At 58.9% G+C, this 17,555-nt stretch carries 15 protein-coding genes; 7 read left to right on the top strand and 8 right to left on the bottom strand.

Going from position 1 to position 17,555, the window contains the following annotated elements; all coding sequences use genetic code 11:
• Positions 1-19: 19 nt before the first annotated feature.
• Complete coding sequence (gene argF / locus ACOI7D_RS23375; protein ID WP_060592113.1) at positions 20-1,024, bottom strand: ornithine carbamoyltransferase; 1,005 nt, start codon at positions 1,022-1,024, stop codon at positions 20-22.
• Complete coding sequence (gene argL / locus ACOI7D_RS23380) at positions 994-1,089, bottom strand: putative translational regulatory protein ArgL (protein ID WP_370736902.1); 96 nt, start codon at positions 1,087-1,089, stop codon at positions 994-996. Before argL ends, argF begins: the two co-directional genes overlap by 31 nt.
• A gap of 98 nt (positions 1,090-1,187) precedes the next feature.
• On the opposite strand from argL, the gene rraB reads away from it, so the two are divergent.
• Together rraB and miaE are read left to right on the top strand one after the other, a co-directional pair.
• Complete coding sequence (gene rraB, locus ACOI7D_RS23385; RefSeq protein ID WP_101866718.1) at positions 1,188-1,610, top strand: ribonuclease E inhibitor RraB; 423 nt, start codon at positions 1,188-1,190, stop codon at positions 1,608-1,610.
• Between the two features lie 57 nt (positions 1,611-1,667).
• Positions 1,668-2,432 (top strand): tRNA isopentenyl-2-thiomethyl-A-37 hydroxylase MiaE, encoded by a 765-nt coding sequence (miaE, locus tag ACOI7D_RS23390; RefSeq protein WP_023291769.1) that lies wholly within the window; start codon positions 1,668-1,670, stop codon positions 2,430-2,432.
• A 283-nt stretch (positions 2,433-2,715) separates the two neighbouring features.
• Here the strand turns inward: miaE and ACOI7D_RS23395 are convergent, their stop codons facing one another.
• Positions 2,716-3,219, bottom strand: coding sequence for a GNAT family N-acetyltransferase (locus ACOI7D_RS23395; RefSeq protein WP_023291770.1), 504 nt, complete (start codon positions 3,217-3,219; stop codon positions 2,716-2,718).
• A gap of 186 nt (positions 3,220-3,405) precedes the next feature.
• Between ACOI7D_RS23395 and ACOI7D_RS23400 the strand changes: the two genes are divergently transcribed.
• On the top strand, positions 3,406-4,599 hold the full coding sequence (locus tag ACOI7D_RS23400) for a YjgN family protein (RefSeq protein WP_109546712.1): 1,194 nt from the start codon (positions 3,406-3,408) through the stop codon (positions 4,597-4,599).
• A 47-nt stretch (positions 4,600-4,646) separates the two neighbouring features.
• Here ACOI7D_RS23400 and ACOI7D_RS23405 read toward each other — a convergent pair whose 3' ends face one another.
• The 3 genes from ACOI7D_RS23405 to pepA all read right to left on the bottom strand — a co-directional run bounded on the left by ACOI7D_RS23405 (position 4,647) and on the right by pepA (position 9,578).
• Positions 4,647-7,502, bottom strand: coding sequence for a valine--tRNA ligase (locus tag ACOI7D_RS23405; protein WP_048336514.1), 2,856 nt, complete (start codon positions 7,500-7,502; stop codon positions 4,647-4,649).
• Positions 7,502-7,945 (bottom strand): DNA polymerase III subunit chi, encoded by a 444-nt coding sequence (gene holC, locus ACOI7D_RS23410; protein WP_048296514.1) that lies wholly within the window; start codon positions 7,943-7,945, stop codon positions 7,502-7,504. Before holC ends, ACOI7D_RS23405 begins: the two co-directional genes overlap by 1 nt.
• Before the next feature lie 121 nt (positions 7,946-8,066).
• Positions 8,067-9,578: a leucyl aminopeptidase gene (pepA, locus tag ACOI7D_RS23415; protein ID WP_004206531.1), complete on the bottom strand. Its 1,512-nt coding sequence runs from the start codon at positions 9,576-9,578 to the stop codon at positions 8,067-8,069.
• A gap of 389 nt (positions 9,579-9,967) precedes the next feature.
• Between pepA and lptF the strand changes: the two genes are divergently transcribed.
• Both lptF and lptG read left to right on the top strand, forming a co-directional pair.
• Positions 9,968-11,065, top strand: coding sequence for an LPS export ABC transporter permease LptF (gene lptF, locus ACOI7D_RS23420; RefSeq protein ID WP_023291773.1), 1,098 nt, complete (start codon positions 9,968-9,970; stop codon positions 11,063-11,065).
• On the top strand, positions 11,065-12,147 hold the full coding sequence (gene lptG, locus ACOI7D_RS23425) for an LPS export ABC transporter permease LptG (RefSeq protein ID WP_002886956.1): 1,083 nt from the start codon (positions 11,065-11,067) through the stop codon (positions 12,145-12,147). The genes lptF and lptG overlap by 1 nt, the downstream gene beginning before the upstream one ends.
• Before the next feature lie 50 nt (positions 12,148-12,197).
• On the opposite strand, the gene ACOI7D_RS23430 is transcribed toward lptG, so the two are convergent.
• Positions 12,198-13,700, bottom strand: coding sequence for a helicase HerA-like C-terminal domain-containing protein (locus ACOI7D_RS23430; protein WP_109546711.1), 1,503 nt, complete (start codon positions 13,698-13,700; stop codon positions 12,198-12,200).
• Positions 13,701-13,797: 97 nt separating this feature from the next.
• Entirely contained in the window at positions 13,798-14,619 is an 822-nt protein-coding gene (locus tag ACOI7D_RS23435) for a TIM barrel protein (protein ID WP_044525212.1), read from the bottom strand.
• Positions 14,620-14,970: 351 nt separating this feature from the next.
• On the opposite strand from ACOI7D_RS23435, the gene ACOI7D_RS23440 reads away from it, so the two are divergent.
• Both ACOI7D_RS23440 and iolB read left to right on the top strand, forming a co-directional pair.
• The gene (locus ACOI7D_RS23440) at positions 14,971-16,476 is read left to right on the top strand and encodes a CoA-acylating methylmalonate-semialdehyde dehydrogenase (RefSeq protein WP_023291776.1); all 1,506 of its coding nucleotides are present in this window, start codon (positions 14,971-14,973) and stop codon (positions 16,474-16,476) included.
• A gap of 18 nt (positions 16,477-16,494) precedes the next feature.
• Entirely contained in the window at positions 16,495-17,304 is an 810-nt protein-coding gene (gene iolB / locus ACOI7D_RS23445) for a 5-deoxy-glucuronate isomerase (protein WP_023291777.1), read from the top strand.
• Positions 17,305-17,555: the final 251 nt, after the last annotated feature.

Consider the following 17,555-nt stretch of genomic DNA (forward strand, 5'->3'; position numbering starts at 1 on the left):
TTTGACGGCGAGCGAAGGACTATTTGCTCAGCGTCGCCACCATCACCGCTTTGATGGTGTGCATCCGGTTTTCCGCCTGGTCGAAGACCACGCTTGCCGCCGACTCAAACACCTCGTCAGTCACCTCCATGCCGCCGTGCAGGCCGTAATCGGCAGCCATCTGTTTGCCCAGCGTGGTCTGATCGTCGTGGAACGCCGGCAGGCAGTGGAGGAACTTGACCTGCGGGTTGCCGGTGAGCGCCAGCATCGCGCTGTTAACCTGATAGTCGCGCAGCAGGGCGATACGTTCGGCCCATTTTTCCTTCGCCTCGCCCATTGAGACCCAGACGTCGGTATAGATAAAATCGGCGCCTTTCACCCCCGCGGCGATATCTTCCGTCAGGGTGATGTTGCCGCCCTGCTGTTTCGCCAGCGCGGTACAGGTTTCCACCAGCGCGGCCTCCGGCCAGCAGGCCGAGGGCGCCACCAGGCGCAGATCCAGACCGGTCAGCGCCGCGGCTTCCAGCATCGAATTACCCATGTTGTTGCGCGCGTCGCCGGCGTAGACCAGCGTCATCTGGTTAAAGGCTTTGCCCGGCAGGTGCTCTTTCATGGTCAGCAGGTCCGCCAGCAGCTGGGTAGGGTGGAACTCGTTGGTGAGGCCGTTCCACACTGGCACGCCGGCGTATTGCGCCAGGGTCTCCACCACTTCCTGGCCGTGGCCGCGGTACTGAATGCCGTCGTACATCCGTCCGAGCACGCGGGCGGTGTCCTTGATCGACTCTTTATGGCCAATCTGGCTGCCGCTGGGCCCCAGGTAGGTCACGCGGGCGCCCTGATCGTATGCGGCAACTTCGAAAGAGCATCGTGTACGGGTTGAGTCTTTTTCGAAGATGAGCGCGATGTTTTTCCCTGCCAGTTTCTGGACTTCGATACCGTTTTTCTTATCGGCTTTCAGCTTTGCCGCCAGCTCGAGCAGGTCGGTGATTTCTGCAGGCGTAAAATCGAGTAACTTTAAAAAATGCTTCTGGTAAAACGCAGACATGGTTCCCTCACCTGGCATAGGCCACTAATTGAATTAAAATTCAATTTATATGTATGAATATTCATTTGCAAGTCTGTGATCGAAATCTTTCACTGAGAAGTGGAGGCAATGACGGCGGTATGTGACAATAGGGATAACTGCCGCACATTATGAGGAACGAGCCATGGCAAACCCGGAACACCTGGAAGAACAGCGTGAAGAGACGCGTCTGATTATCGAAGAGCTGCTGGAAGATGGCAGCGATCCGGACGCACTGTACACGATTGAGCATCACCTCTCTGCAGACGATTTCGAAACCCTGGAGAAAGTGGCGGTGGAAGCGTTTAAGCTGGGCTACGAAGTGACCGAGCCCGAAGAGCTGGAAGTGGAAGAGGGTGAAGTGGTCATCTGCTGCGATATCCTGAGCGAATGCGCCCTGAACGCAGAACTGATCGATGCCCAGGTGGAACAGCTGATGACGCTGGCAGAAAAATTTGACGTCGAGTATGACGGTTGGGGCACCTACTATGAGGACCCGAACGGCGAAGAAGACGGCGAGGATGACGAAGATTTTATCGATGAAGACGACGATGGTGTTCGTCACTAAGTCGCAGAAGATGTAGATGATACGGCGGCGCCAGCCGCCGTATAGCAAGGAACTTCCATGGATTACCCGCAGATACTCTCCCCGATTATCAACTTCCTGCACTGCCCGACGCCGCAGGCGTGGATTGACGAAGCCCGCAAGCCGGAAAACCTGCCGCTGCTGCTGACCGACCATATGGTGTGCGAACTGAAAGCGGCGCAGAACGCCATGCTGCTGGTGCGTCGCTACGTCGCGGATAAAGCCGACGCCGACGAGCTGCTGGCCTGCCTGAAGCCGTATGAAGACTTCACCTACCGCCGGGGGCCGGAGCCGGATTTTGTCGCCCTGCATAAGCGGATCAACAAAAGCGCTATGCCGCAGACCGACGACCCGTGGGGCCGTCAGCTGCTGGACAGCATGATTTTGCTGATTAAAGAGGAGCTGCATCACTTCTGGCAGGTGCGGGAGATGATGCTGGCGCGCGATATCCCCTACGTCAAAATCACCGCCAGCAACTATGCCCGCGGCATGCGACGGGAGGTGCGCTCACATGAGCCGGTGATGCTGATCGATAAGCTTATCTGTGGCGCCTATATCGAGGCCCGCTCCTGCGAGCGCTTTGCGGCGCTGGCGCCGTGGCTGGACGACGATTTGCAGAAGTTCTATCTGTCGCTGCTGCGCTCGGAAGCGCGTCACTATCAGGACTACCTGGATCTGGCGCAGAAGATTGCCGGAGAAGATATCAGCGAACGGGTCCGCCAGCTCGGCGAGGCGGAAGCGGCGCTGATCCTCCGTCCGGAGGCCGAATTCCGCTTTCACAGCGGCGTGCCGGCGGCGGCGTAGCCCACGCTGTTCGGCTCCCGTCGCCCCGGTCGCCACTCACGCCGGCAGTCTCAGTAGCCATGGGGGGAGAGATAGCGTTGAGAGCTTCAGCTCGCCATGGTACGGGCCGTAGGTCGGGTAAGGCGTTAGCCGCCACCCGACAAAAAAACGGCACCGCGAGCACGGGTAAGGTGCAAGCGGTGCCATCCGGGACATGCCCCGGCTCGCGCTACGCTTAGCCGGGCTACCGAACTGTAGCCCCGGTAAGCGTAGCGCTACCGGGGACGCCTGCGATATCGAGGCGTTACAGCATTTTCAACATCCGCACTTCGCAGTCCACGTGGCCGGTGCAGCCCAGCGGACCGTCAATATGTTCGAAGCCAAGATGCTCATATAAGCCGATCGCCTCCGTCAGGAAGGCGGTGGTTTCCAGATAGCAGCGTTTAAACCCTTGCTCGCGGGCGTAGTCCAGCGCCAGCAGCGCCAGCTTCTTCGCCAGCCCCTGGCCGCGGGCGCTGGTCATGAAATACATTTTCTGCAGCTCGCAGATATCCGGCTCGCTGCAGGCGAGCGGCGCGACGCCGCCGCCGCCAACCACTTCTCCCTCTTTCTCCACCACCCAATAGGCCGAGCCTGGCTGGCTGTACAGCTCATACAGCTCATCGAGATTCGGGTCGGCGACCGTATAGCCTTTATCGGCGGTCAGGCCATATTCTGCGGATACCTGGCGGATGACGGCCGCTATCGCAGCGTTATCCTGTACCGCGATACGGCGTAATGTAAAGGTCTGTGGCGCGGCAAGATTCATAGAATCACTCAATTTTAGCTTAAATAACCATATATTTCTTTAATACCATTATTCGTTTACAGGCGCAAGGTGCGCGTGAAATGTATTGCCGGGAAAATTCAAAAATAATATATTCTGCTCGCTTAATGCCGATGCGCATTATTTATTATTTTTATATATGATTTAAAGTACAAGGATGACTTTTTTATGAGTATGATTTCAGGGCAATTGCAGCGTTCTGGCCATTCTTTTATTTTTCATGGTCAGGCCGGGCGCTATTTTATTATTTGTCTGGTTAATGTTATTTTTTCTGTAATAACTTGTGGATTATTTATTCCATGGGCATGGGTACGGAGTCGCCGTTATCTTTGTGAGAATATGGAGGTTAATGGCGCCCGCTTTGCCTATCACGGGCGCGGTATCACGATTTTACTCAGCTGGCTATTGATATTTGTCGTGCTGGTTTTACTCAGCTTAGCGCTTGCCATTTTCTCTCCCGGTAGCGAAGGGCTGGAGACGCTGGCATTTCTTATCCTGCTGCCGGTAATGATAATTAAGGGGTTAAGCTACCATGCGACGATGACCTCTTTCGCGAATATTCGCTTTGGGGTTCAGTGTCATCTGCTGCGCGGATGGTGGATTATGCTCGGCTTACCTTTGCTGATATACGTGCTAACAGCGGTGGTGTTCGCCATGCTGGGAAGTCAGCTCTTTTACAATGGCCTAAATAGCATGCTGCTGGGGATCGTTGTTCTGCTTTTGCTGGCGCTAGTTATTATGGCAATAACCAGCGGTGTGGTTTACAGCCACTGGCTTGATCTCATCGGCAAAAGCGCAACCTTAGGCAAAAATAAATTTAATATTTATGTGAGTACTAAGCGTTGTGTGGTGATTTTTTTATGGGCAACGGCGATTTTGTTGCCGTTTATCGTCATTTTTATTGGCATTTTATTTTCCGCATTCGCTCAACTGCTGACGGGCTGTATGTTTGGTCTGTGCAGTGATGGTTCGGCACTGTTTATGGCATTGCGGCATCTTGGGGCGGTATTGGGGGGATATGTATTTCTCACTATCGGTATCGTGTTATCCATGGCATACCTTCGTGTGGCTTTACGTAATCACGCGATGAATAACCTGGTGCTGGGGGACAGCGTTCATTTTCGTTCCACCCTGACGTTTTTCGGTCTTGCTCCGCGTTTACTGGCGTTGACGTTTCTCACGCCGCTGACGCTGGGGCTGGCCTATCCCTGGTTTAAGATTGATTTGCTACGCTATATTGCTGAAAACACGACGATGGTCGGTGAGCTCGATTCGCTCGATCTACAGCCGGCGGCGCCACCGCAGCCGACGGTATCAGACAAACTATGCGGCGGTTTTTTTCCGATGCTGCCGTTCCTGTAATGTAAAAAGGCCGGAGCAAGCTCCGGCCTTTTTTCTATCGCGAGCAATTACAGCGCGGCGATCACCGCCTGCTGCTCAATCAGCTTCGCTTTCGCTTCCGCGTAGCCTTCCAGCTTCTCGCGCTCTTTGGCGATCACCGCTTCCGGCGCGCGGGCGACAAAGCCTTCGTTAGCCAGCTTGCTTTCGATGCGGCTAATCTCGCCTTCGATTTTGGCCACTTCTTTCGCCAGACGCGCCAGCTCATCTTCTTTGTTGATGAGGCCCGCCATTGGGATCAGCAGCTCGGCGCCGTCGACGATCTTGGTCACGGAGACCGGACCTTTATCATCGGCAGGCAGCACGGTAATGCTTTCCAGACGCGCCAGATTCAGCAGGAAGCTGCGGTTGTCGTTCACGCGACGCTCGGCCTCTTTGCTGCAGCCGCGCAGCAGCAGTTCCAGCGGTTTGCCCGGGGCGATGTTCATTTCCGCACGGATGTTACGTACGGCGACGATCGCCTGCTTCAGCCATTCGGTGTCGGCCAGCGCCGCGTCATCCACCTGAGAGGCATCATACTGCGGGAACGGCTGCAGCATGATGGTGTCGGCGGTGATCCCGCAGATGACCTTCACGCGCTGCCAGATGGTCTCGGTGATGAACGGAATGATCGGATGCGCCAGGCGCAGCAGACCTTCCAGCACGGTCACCAGCGTATGGCGAGTGCCGCGCAGTTCCGCTTCGCTGCCGCCGTTCATCACCGGCTTGGTCAGTTCCAGGTACCAGTCGCAGAACTGGTTCCAGGTGAACTCGTACAGGATGCCGGCGGCGATATCGAAGCGGAAGTTATCCAGCGCTTCGCGATACGCTTTGACGGTGTGGTTGAATTCCGCGAGGATCCAGCGGTCGGCCAGAGAGAGCACCCTCTCGCCGCCGTTGAAGCCGCAATCCTGATCTTCGGTGTTCATCAGCACGAAGCGGCTGGCGTTCCACAGCTTGTTACAGAAGTTACGGTAACCTTCCAGACGCTTCATATCCCAGTTGATGTCGCGGCCGGTAGAGGCCAGCGCCGCCAGGGTGAAGCGCAGGGCGTCGGTGCCGTGCGGCTCGATGCCGTTCGGGAACTGTTTCTCGGTGCGCTTACGGATTTTCTCCGCCAGCTGCGGCTGCATCATGTTGCCGGTACGTTTCTCCAGCAGCTCCGGCAGGGTGATGCCGTCAACCATATCCAGCGGGTCGATAACGTTACCCTTGGATTTGGACATCTTCTGGCCTTCGTCATCGCGGATCAGACCGGTCATGTAGACGGTCTTAAACGGCACCTGCGGTTTACCGTTTTCATCTTTGATGAAGTGCATGGTCATCATGATCATGCGGGCGATCCAGAAGAAGATGATGTCGAAGCCGGAGACCATCACGCTGGTCGGGTGGAACTGACGCAGGGCGTCGGTGTTTTCCGGCCAGCCGAGAGTGGAGAAGGTCCACAGCGCGGAGGAGAACCAGGTATCCAGCACGTCTTCGTCCTGGCGCAGCGCCACGTCGGCGCCGAGGTTATTTTCCTGGCGTACTTCGTCTTCGGTGCGGCCCACGTAAACGTTGCCGTCGTTGTCGTACCATGCCGGGATGCGGTGACCCCACCACAGCTGACGGGAGATACACCAGTCCTGAATGTCGCGCATCCAGGAGAAGTACATGTTTTCGTACTGCTTCGGCACGAACTGAATGTCGCCGTTTTCAACGGCTTCCACCGCCGGCTTGGCCAGCACGTCCGCGCGCACGTACCACTGGTCGGTCAGCATCGGTTCGATAACCACGCCGCCGCGGTCGCCGTAAGGGACGGTCAGGTCGTGCGGTTTGATCTCTTCCAGCAGGCCGAGGGCGTCAACCGCCGCAACGACGGCTTTACGCGCCGCGAAGCGTTCCAGTTTCTGGAACTCCGCCGGGATCTCGCTGGAGTAGACGTCGGATTCATTGCCTTTGGTGTCGTACACTTCCGCGCTTTCGCGGATGTCGCCGTCAAAGGTCAGGATGTTGATCATCGGCAGTTGGTGACGACGACCCACTTCATAGTCGTTAAAGTCGTGCGCCGGGGTGATCTTCACGCAGCCGGTGCCCTTTTCCATATCGGCGTGTTCATCGCCCACGATCGGGATGCGGCGGTTAACCAGCGGCAGCACCACGAATTTGCCAATCAGATCTTTGTAGCGCGGATCTTCCGGGTTAACGGCCACGCCGGTATCGCCCAGCAGGGTTTCCGGACGGGTGGTGGCGACCACCAGGTAGTCTTTACCGTCAGCGGTTTTCGCGCCATCGGCCAGCGGGTAGCGGATATGCCACATGGAGCCTTTCGATTCGCGGTTTTCCACTTCGAGGTCGGAAATGGCGGTGCGCAGTTTCGGGTCCCAGTTAACCAGGCGTTTGCCGCGGTAGATCAGGTCTTCCTTGTACAGGCGAACGAAGACTTCTTTCACGGCATTGGAAAGGCCTTCGTCCATGGTGAAGCGCTCGCGTTCCCAGTCAACGGAGTTGCCGAGACGGCGCATCTGACGGGTAATGGTGCCGCCGGATTCCGCTTTCCACTGCCAGATTTTGTCGATAAAGGCGTCGCGGCCGTAGTCGTGACGGGTTTTCCCTTCTTCAGCGGCAATCTTACGCTCAACCACCATCTGGGTAGCGATACCCGCGTGGTCGGTCCCCGCCTGCCACAGAGTGTTTTTGCCCTGCATGCGCTGGTAGCGAATCATGGTATCCATGATGGTTTGCTGGAAGGCATGACCCATATGCAAACTGCCGGTGACGTTCGGCGGCGGGATCATGATGCAGAAGCTCTCCTGGCTTTCATCACCATTCGGTTTGAAATAGCCCTGCTTTTCCCAGTGCTCGTAAAGCGGCTGTTCGATATCTTGTGGGTTGTATGTCTTTTCCATTATTTCCAGGTTGCCGTGTTCAGGTTGAAACCAGCCATGCGGTACGCCTTATAGCGTTCGCGCGCCAGTTGTTTCAGATTTTCTTCGTAAGGGACAAAGTCTATCACTTCTGTGAAAGCGGTGGCAAAATCTGCAAAGTTAAGCCGCAGGCTGATAAGAATGTCCCGCGGGCTGCTGTTGCGCTTTTGCGGCCAGGCAATCTCTACCGGCGCGCCGCCTCGCGGGCCTTCGCCCGCCAGATTGTGCGGCACAAAGCTCTCCGGTGGTCGCGACCACAGCGCCTCATCGAGACGAATCGCCTGCTGCTCATCTTCACAGGCGATCAGGACGCGCTTGCCGTTGCGCCAACGTTCTGCGGCAATGTCACACACCAGCTGCTCGACGGCGCTCAGGCCTTCGACGGTGTCTTCGTTGTCCAGAAGATAGAACGTTGCGTTTTTCATATATGGGGCTTCTTGTTGTGGATTTAAATGTAAAGCCGGGCGGCGCTACGCTTACCCGGCTTACAAACGGCATCTTTCCGTAGGCCCGGTAAGCGTAGCGCCACCGGGCATCAGACGGCAATCACTCTTCGCCGTTAAAACCCGCGCGATTGAGCAGGAACTGCGACAGCAGCGCGACCGGACGACCGGTGGCGCCTTTGGCCTTACCGGAGCGCCAGGCGGTGCCGGCGATGTCGAGGTGCGCCCAGTTGTACTTGCGGGTGAAGCGCGACAGGAAGCAGCCTGCGGTGATCGCGCCGCCAGGACGGCCGCCAATATTCGCCATATCGGCAAAGTTGGATTCCAGCTGATCCTGGAACTCGTCGGCCAGCGGCAGACGCCATGCGCGGTCGCCCGCCAGTTCAGAGGCGCCGATCAGCTCATGGGCCAGCGGGTTATGGTTCGACATCAGGCCGGTGATGTGATGGCCGAGGGCAATCACGCAGGCGCCGGTCAGCGTCGCGACATCGATAACCGCTTCCGGCTCGAAGCGCTCAACGTAGGTCAGCACGTCGCACAGCACCAGACGGCCTTCGGCGTCGGTGTTGAGCACTTCCACCGTCTGGCCGGACATGGTGGTCAGAACATCGCCCGGGCGATAAGCGCGACCGCCAGGCATGTTTTCACAGCCCGCCAGCACGCCGATCACGTTCAGCGGCAGCTGCAGCTCAGCAACCATCCGCATCACGCCGTACACCGCCGCGGCGCCGCACATGTCGTACTTCATCTCGTCCATGCCTTCGGCCGGCTTGATGGAGATACCGCCGGAATCGAAGGTCAGGCCTTTACCGACCAGCACGATAGGGCGCGCGTCTTCCGACGGGTTGCCTTTATACTCGATGACCGACATCAGCGACTCGTTCTGCGAACCGTTGCCGACGGCGAGGTAGGCGTTCATTCCCAGCTCGCGCATCTGCTGTTCGCCGATCACCCGGGTGATAACGTTTTTGCTATAGGTATCGGCCAGCTGGCGCGCCTGGGAGGCCAGATAGGCGGCGTTACAGATGTTCGGCGGCATGTTGCCGAGATCTTTCGCCGCTTTGATGCCGGCGGCGATCGCCAGCCCGTGCTGAATGGCGCGTTCGCCGCTGGTCAGCTCGCGACGGGTCGGCACGTTAAAGACCATTTTACGCAGCGGGCGACGCGGCTCGCTTTTGTTGGTCTTCAGCTGGTCGAAGCTGTACAGCGTCTCTTTGGCGGTTTCCACCGCCTGGCGAACTTTCCAGTAGTTGTTACGACCCTTGACGTGCAGCTCGGTCAGGAAGCAGACTGCCTCCATTGAACCGGTATCATTCAGGGTATTGATGGTTTTCTGGATGACCTGCTTGTACTGACGCTCATCCAGTTCGCGCTCTTTGCCGCAGCCAATCAGCAGAATGCGCTCAGACAGAATGTTCGGCACATGGTGCAGCAATAACGTCTGGCCAGGTTTGCCTTCCAGCTCGCCGCGACGCAGCAGGGCGCTGATGTAGCCGTCGCTGATTTTATCGAGTTGTTCGGCGATGGGGGAGAGGCGACGTGGTTCAAAGACGCCGACCACGATACAGGCGCTCCGCTGCTTCTCCGGGCTACCGCTTTTTACACTGAACTCCATGCACTATGCTCCTGAATCTTAAAGACAACAGTGGTGGCTACGGCTATACTCGTCGCCTTTCAAGTTGCAGATGCGCCGGCTGCGCCTGCTTACCCTGACGTGGCACATTGTGCGCGCCAGGGGCCACAGCCCTGCTGCCTTCTTACAACTCGAAATCCATTGAGTATATAATTGCAAGCTTTCGTAACTCATGTCCGCTGTTGCGGTGACTTCGTGTTAATCTTAACGTTAATAAGGCCTGGGTTCGTCAGAAAAGATCCTGACATGCAGAACCGATGAGTCATTTAATCTTAGCGACGTTTTCGACGACCAAAGAGAATAAATGACGTTTAAGCCATGAAACAAGCAATTTTCCTGCACTAAAACGGGTTTTTACGGGCGTATTTATAGTGATAATCATAAGATATCTGGTTCGTGAGACGCTGAAAAGCCAGTTGGCGATCCTATTCATCCTGTTACTGATTTTCTTTTGCCAGAAATTAGTCAGGATCCTCGGCGCTGCGGTGGATGGCGATATCCCAACCAATCTGGTGCTCTCGCTGCTGGGGCTCGGCATCCCGGAGATGGCGCAGCTTATCCTGCCGTTAAGTCTGTTCCTTGGCCTGCTGATGACCCTCGGCAAGCTGTACACCGAAAGCGAAATTACGGTGATGCACGCCTGCGGCCTGAGTAAAGCCGTATTGATCAAGGCGGCGATGATCCTCGCGCTGTTCACCGGCGCGGTGGCGGCGGTCAACGTGATGTGGGCAGGGCCGTGGTCGTCGCGCCATCAGGATGAAGTGCTGGCGGAAGCCAAGGCCAACCCCGGCATGGCCGCGCTGGCCCAGGGCCAGTTCCAGCAGGCCAGCGATGGTAACGCGGTCATGTTTATCGAGAGCGTGAACGGCAACCGCTTCCATGACGTCTTCCTTGCCCAGCTGCGCCCGAAAGGCAACGCGCGCCCCTCCGTGGTGGTGGCGGATTCCGGCGAGCTGTCGCAGCAGAAAGACGGTTCGCAGGTGGTGACCCTCAATAAGGGCACCCGCTTTGAAGGCACCGCGATGCTGCGCGACTTCCGCATCACCGACTTCAATAACTATCAGGCCATTATCGGCCACCAGGCGGTGGCCGCCGATCCGGACGACACCGAACAGATGGATATGCGCACCCTGTGGCAGACCCACACCGATCGCGCGCGCGCCGAACTGCACTGGCGCTTCACGCTGGTGGCGACCGTCTTCATTATGGCGCTGATGGTGGTGCCGCTCAGCGTGGTCAACCCGCGCCAGGGCCGCGTGCTGTCAATGCTGCCGGCGATGCTGCTCTACCTGGTGTTCTTCCTGCTGCAGACCTCGATTAAGTCGAACGGCGGCAAAGGCAAAATGGACCCGGCTATCTGGATGTGGGCGATTAACCTGCTCTATTTTGCGCTGGCGGTGCTGTTAAACCTGTGGGACACGGTGCCGATGCGCCGCTTCCGCGCCCGTTTTAATAAAGGAGCGGCCTGATGCAGGCGTTTGGCGTACTTGACCGTTATATCGGTAAGACGATTTTCAACACCATCATGATGACCCTGTTCATGCTGGTGTCGCTCTCCGGCATTATCAAGTTTGTCGATCAGCTGAAAAAGTCCGGGCAGGGTAGTTACGATGCGCTGGGCGCTGGCCTCTACACCATCCTCAGCGTGCCGAAAGACATCCAGATCTTCTTCCCGATGGCGGCGCTGCTTGGCGCGCTGCTGGGGCTGGGGATGCTGGCCCAGCGCAGCGAGCTGGTGGTGATGCAGGCGTCCGGTTTCACCCGGCTGCAGGTGGCGCTGGCGGTGATGAAAACCGCGATCCCGCTGGTGCTGTTGACCATGGCGATCGGCGAGTGGGTGGCGCCGCAGGGCGAACAGATGGCGCGCAACTACCGCGCCCAGCAGATGTACGGCGGTTCGCTGCTTTCCACCCAGCAGGGGCTGTGGGCGAAAGATGGCCATAACTTTGTCTATATCGAACGGGTAAAAGGTAACGATGAGCTGGGGGGCGTCAGCATTTATGCCTTCAACCCGGAGCGTCGTTTACAGTCGGTGCGCTATGCCGCCTCGGCAAAATTCGATAGCGAGAATAAAGTGTGGCGCCTGTCGCAGGTGGATGAATCCGATCTGACCGATCCGAAGCAGGTGACCGGGTCGCAGATGGTGAGCGGCACCTGGAAAACCAACCTGACGCCGGACAAGCTCGGCGTGGTAGCCCTGGATCCGGACGCGCTGTCGATCAGCGGGCTGCACAACTATGTGAAATACCTGAAGTCCAGCGGCCAGGATCCGGGACGCTACCAGCTCAATATGTGGAGCAAAATCTTCCAGCCGCTGTCGGTGGCGGTGATGATGCTGATGGCGCTGTCGTTTATCTTTGGCCCGCTGCGTAGCGTGCCGATGGGCGTCAGGGTGGTGACCGGGATTAGCTTCGGCTTTATCTTCTACGTGCTGGATCAGATTTTCGGCCCGCTGACCCTGGTGTACGGCATACCGCCGATCATCGGCGCCCTGTTGCCAAGCGCCAGCTTCTTCCTGATAAGCCTCTGGCTGATGATGCGCAAGGCCTAGCGGACCCGGCCACGGAACGTAAGCCCCCTCAACGATGAGGGGGCTTTTTTTTAGCGCTTGCGGCCGCCCAGCAGACTGCCCAGCATGCCGCGGACGATCTGATTGGTGACCTGGCGAACCGCGCTTTTCGCCGCGGTCTGCACGATACCGTCGCGTTTGCCGCCGCGCGGGCCGGTGCTGCCGAACAGGATATCTTTCAGGCCGCCGAGCAGCCCATCGTCATCCCCGCTCTGCTGACCCTTCGCCGGCGGAGCCGACTGCTGCTCGGTAGTGACCTGCACCCCTTGCTGCAGCATCTCGAAGGCCGACTCGCGGTCCACCTCTTCTTCATACTTGCCGTACAGCGGCGAGTGATTCAGCAGGCCATTGCGCTCATCATCGCTGACCGGCCCCATTCGCGAGCAGGGGGCGATAACCATCGCCCGCTCGACCACCGAGGGGCTGCCTTTCTCATCGAGGAAGGAGATCAGCGCCTCGCCGGTGCCCAGCTCCTGGATCGCCAGCTCGGTACTGAAGGCCGGGTTGGCGCGCATGGTCTGGGCGGCGGTTTTCACCGCTTTCTGATCCTTCGGCGTAAAGGCGCGCAGCGCGTGCTGTACGCGGTTGCCCAGCTGGCCGAGCACGGCGTCGGGTATATCCGCCGGGTTCTGCGAGACAAAATAGACGCCGACGCCCTTGGAGCGAATAAGACGGATCACCTGTTCGATTTTATCCAGCAGCACCTGCGGCGCGTCGTTGAACAGCAGATGCGCCTCATCGAAGAAGAACACCAGTTTGGGCTTGTCGAGATCGCCCGCCTCCGGCAGACGCTCGTACAGCTCGGAGAGCATCCACAGCAGGCTGGCGGCGTAGAGCTTCGGCATCTGGTAGAGCTTTTCGGCGCTGAGGATATTGATTATCCCTTTGCCGCTGGCATCGACGCGCATCCAGTCGGCAATATCCAGCATCGGCTCGCCGAAGAAGTGCCCGGCGCCCTGTTGCTCCAGGGTCAACAGTCCGCGCTGGATGGCGCCGACCGAGGCGCTGCTGATATTGCCATACTGGTTCTGGAAAGATTTGGCGTTGTCGCCGATAAACTGGGTGATGGCGCGGAGGTCTTTGAAGTCAAGCAGCAGCAGACCGCGGTCGTCCGCGATGCGGAAAATAATGTTCAGCACGCCGCTCTGCACCTCATTGAGATTGAGCAGGCGCGCCAGCAGCAGGGGGCCAAGATCGGAGACCGTCGCCCGAACCGGGTGGCCCTTCTCGCCAAAGATATCCCAGAGCACCACCGGGTTGGCGTGCGGCTCCCAGTCGCTGACGCCGATCTTCTCCAGCCGCGCCTGCAGTTTCTCTGAGCTCTGCCCCGCGGCGGCAATGCCGGTCAGGTCGCCCTTGACGTCCGCCATAAATACCGGCACGCCAATTTCCGAGAACGACTCAGCCAGCTTTTGCAGGGTGACGGTTTTACCGGTGCCGGTCGCACCGGTGATCAGCCCATGGCGGTTGGCCATCGCGGGCAACAAATAGAGCGCGTTATCCAGCGTGCGCGCAATCAACAGGGGTGAGCTCATGATCGATTCCTCCATTTATCCTGCGACGATTATAGGCAACCTCGTCGTCCGGCGTTGGGGAAATCGTCACGCGCCGCGCACGCTGTCGCGAGAGGCCTCAGGCGCAGTGGCGTTGGATAAGCGCAATGCTCTGCTCAATTTCGCGCTCGATATCCGCTTCGCTCCACTGCGCCAGCTCGGGAGCGAAGGGTTCAAAAGCGTATACCCCCTGATAGCCGCGGGCTTCCAGCGCTTTAACCTGCTCGCAGGTGCCGAGGCGATCCTGCGGCGTCAGCATGATGCGCTCGGCATCGGTGAGCTGCTCGCGCGGACGGGTATCGTCCACCCCGGAGAGGTGCACCAGACCGATATCCGCCACCTCCACCTGGCTGAACTCGTCCGCCGCCTGCGGGTAGAGATGGTGATGGAAGGTGTCGATCAGCAGCTTAAACGGCACGCGGGCGTCATGGATCAGCGTCTGCGCCTGGTGCGCCGATCGCAGTGAGCTTTGCGGGAAGCCCAGCGGCTCCACCAGGCCGTGGATGCCGTAGAAGGCGAACAGCGGCGCCAGGTCGCGCAGGGCGCTCAGAGTGTCGCTGGCCGGCACCTCGCTGCCGTCGTTGAGCGGGCAGAGCACCAGCGATTTGGCGCCAATGGCCTGGGCCTCTTTCAGCAGCGACTCGGTCAGCTGCCGCACCTCTTCGCTACGGCGGTTAAAGGGATAGACCGCGTTAATCGTCAGGATCTCGATGTGGTAACGCGCCGCCAGCTCGCGCACCTGCTGATGACTCAGATCGTCGGTCACTTTCCCGCTGGGTAAATCGTTGCGCAGCTCGACTTTATTCAGGCCCAGACGGTTCACCAGACGGAAAAACGCTTCAATGCTGAGCGCTGGCGCGATTTTGCGGTTAATACAAAAACGTTGCATTGCGATGGCCATAGGACACTCCTGACGGAAGAGGGTTGGGTTCGTTCAATTGGCTAACAGTCAAAACGTTTATTCCAAAATAAGCAAGAATGAAAATGATGATTGTTTGAGCTGCCTCGCAAAATATTCCCGGCTACCGCGGCGGGAGCGACCGGGACCGGGAGCCAGGTATCGCGAGGCGGCGCGGCTCGATGGGGAAAGCGCGTAAGCGATGCGTGAGCGCAAAATGCGACTGTTATCACCAAAATGAAATTTCATTTCACAACAATGTTGAAATATAAATTTCATTTTACTACGGTTATAGCACAGCAGAATCAGCGACGGGCCGGCGTGCGCTGGCCCTCTTCACTATGAGGCGAGAACATGACGATCACAGGAAACTTTATTGGCGGGAAAACCGTTATCAGCAGCAGCAACGAAACGATGCCGGTGTACGATCCGGCGACGGGCAAAGCGGTGCGCGAAGTCACGGTATCGACCGCGCAGGAAGTCTCTGAGGCGATTCAGGTTGCTCGCGATGCGTTTGACAGCTGGTCTCGCACCACGCCGCTGCGCCGCGCCCGCGTGCTGTTCAACTTTAAAATGTTGCTGGAACAGCACGTGGAAGAGCTGGCGGGGATCATCGTCAGCGAGCACGGCAAAGTGTGGTCGGATGCGCTGGGCGAGCTGACCCGCGGCATGGAAGTGGTCGAATTCGCCTGCGGGATCCCGCACCTGATTAAAGGCGAATACTCCTCTGACGTCGGCACCGGCGTCGACAGCTACTCGTTGATGCAGCCGCTGGGCGTGGTGGCCGGGATCACCCCGTTCAACTTCCCGGCGATGGTGCCGATGTGGATGTTCCCGCTGGCGCTGGCCTGCGGCAACAGCTTCGTCCTCAAGCCGCCGGCGCTGGCGCCGACGGCCGCCGTGCGTCTGGCAGAGCTGCTGAAAGAGGCCGGTCTGCCGGACGGCGTGTTTAACGTCGTGCACTGCAGCAATGAAGATGCCGAGCAGCTGTACACTGACCCGCGCATTGCGGCGGTGAGCTTCGTCGGCTCTTCCGGCGTGGCGGAGTATATCTATAAGACCGCCAGCGCCCACGGCAAGCGCGTGCAGGCCTTCGGCGCCGCCAAAAACCACGCGATAGTGATGCCGGATGCCGATCTCGACGCCACCGTTAACGCCATTATGGGCGGCGCCTTCGGTTCCGCAGGCGAGCGCTGCATGGCGCTGCCGGTGGTGGTGGCGGTGGGAGATGAAACCGCCGACAAACTGATCGCTCGCCTGAAGCCGCTGGTGGAAGCGCTGAAAGTGGGCCCGGGCTGCATGCGCGGCCAGGAAGAGAACGAGATGGGGCCGGTGGTGTCTGATACTCACCAGAAAAAAGTGCTCGGCTATATTGATAAAGGCGAAAGCGAAGGGGCAAAACTGGTGGTCGATGGCCGCAAACTGCGCGTGCCGGGCTACGACGCGGGCTATTATATCGGCGGCACCCTGTTCGATCACGTCACCCCGGAGATGACCATCTGGCGCGAAGAGATCTTTGGCCCGGTGCTGGGGATTGTGCGCGCGGCGGACTATGACAGCGCCCTCGAACTGGTCAACAGCCACGAGTTTGGCAACGGCAGCGCCGTCTTCACCAGCAACGGCCACACCGCGCGTGAATTCGTCCATGACGTGCAGGCGGGGATGGTCGGGGTGAACGTGCCGGTCCCGGTGCCGATGGCGTTCCACAGCTTCGGCGGCTGGAAGCGCTCAGTGTTTGGCGCGCTGAACGTCCACGGGCCGGACGGCGTGCGCTTCTACACGCGCATGAAGACCGCCACCGTACGCTGGCCGGCAGGGCAGCAGACCGTATCTGAATTCAGCATGCCGACGTTAGGTTAATCGGCGAAGGAGAGCGCCATGTCGTTACTGGCTAAATCGCGAAAAGAGGGACAGATCCAGCACATTACGCCGCAAAGCGCCGGTTGGCGCTATATCGGCTTCGATGTCTGGATGTTGAAAAAAGGGCAGACCGTGACGCTGGAGAGCGGCGATCGCGAGCTGTGCCTGGTGCTGGTCGCTGGCCTGGCGTCGGTGAAAACGCAGCAGGCCGATTTCCCGAATCTCGGTAAACGGATGTCGCCGTTTGAACGTACCCCGCCGTGGTCGGTATACGTGCCGCCGCAGGATCGGGTCGAGGTGACCGCCGATTCCGATCTGGAGCTGGCGGTGTGCAGCGCGCCGGGCAAAGGCAGCTTCCCGGCACGCCTGATTCGGCCGGAAGACGTCGGCGTGGAGCACCGCGGGAAAGGGCGCAACCAGCGCCGGGTGCATAATATTCTGCCGGACAGCGCCGAGGCGGATTGCCTGCTGGTGGTCGAGGTCTACACCGACGAAGGGGCCACCAGCTCGTGGCCGTCGCATAAGCACGATACCGCCCAGCCGGGCAAAGAGACGCAGCTGGAAGAGACCTACTATCACCGCTTCGATCCGCCGCAGGGCTTTGCCTTCCAGCGGGTCTACACCGACGACCGCAGCCTGGACGCCTGCATGGCGCCCTATAACCACGATGTGGTGATGGTGCCGCGCGGTTACCATCCGGTGGCGGCGATTGCCGGTTACGACAGCTACTATCTGAACGTCATGGCCGGGCCGGATCGGAAATGGTTGTTCACCTGGGAAGAGGACCACGCCTGGATCAACACCCCGGAATATCCGCGCCACGACTAACGTGACGCGCAGACGCCGATAAAAAAGGCCGGTTAGCGATGCTAACCGGCCTTCTTGTCTATGGGCTGCGAGTGTTTTTTAGCGAAAGGCTCCGCGGAATCCCACTCCCAGGCCCGGCAAGCGCAGCGCCGCCGGGCAGTCAGGCACCGTACCCGTGGCCGTGCCGGATGGCGGCTGCGCCTTACCCGGCCTACGGGGTCCTCTCACAGGCTCATACCTCGTAGGCCCGGCAAGCGCAGCGCCGCCGGGCA

The sequence above is a fragment of the Klebsiella sp. C360 genome (assembly GCF_048822415.1).
GTDB classification, from domain to species: Bacteria; Pseudomonadota; Gammaproteobacteria; order Enterobacterales; family Enterobacteriaceae; genus Klebsiella; species Klebsiella quasipneumoniae.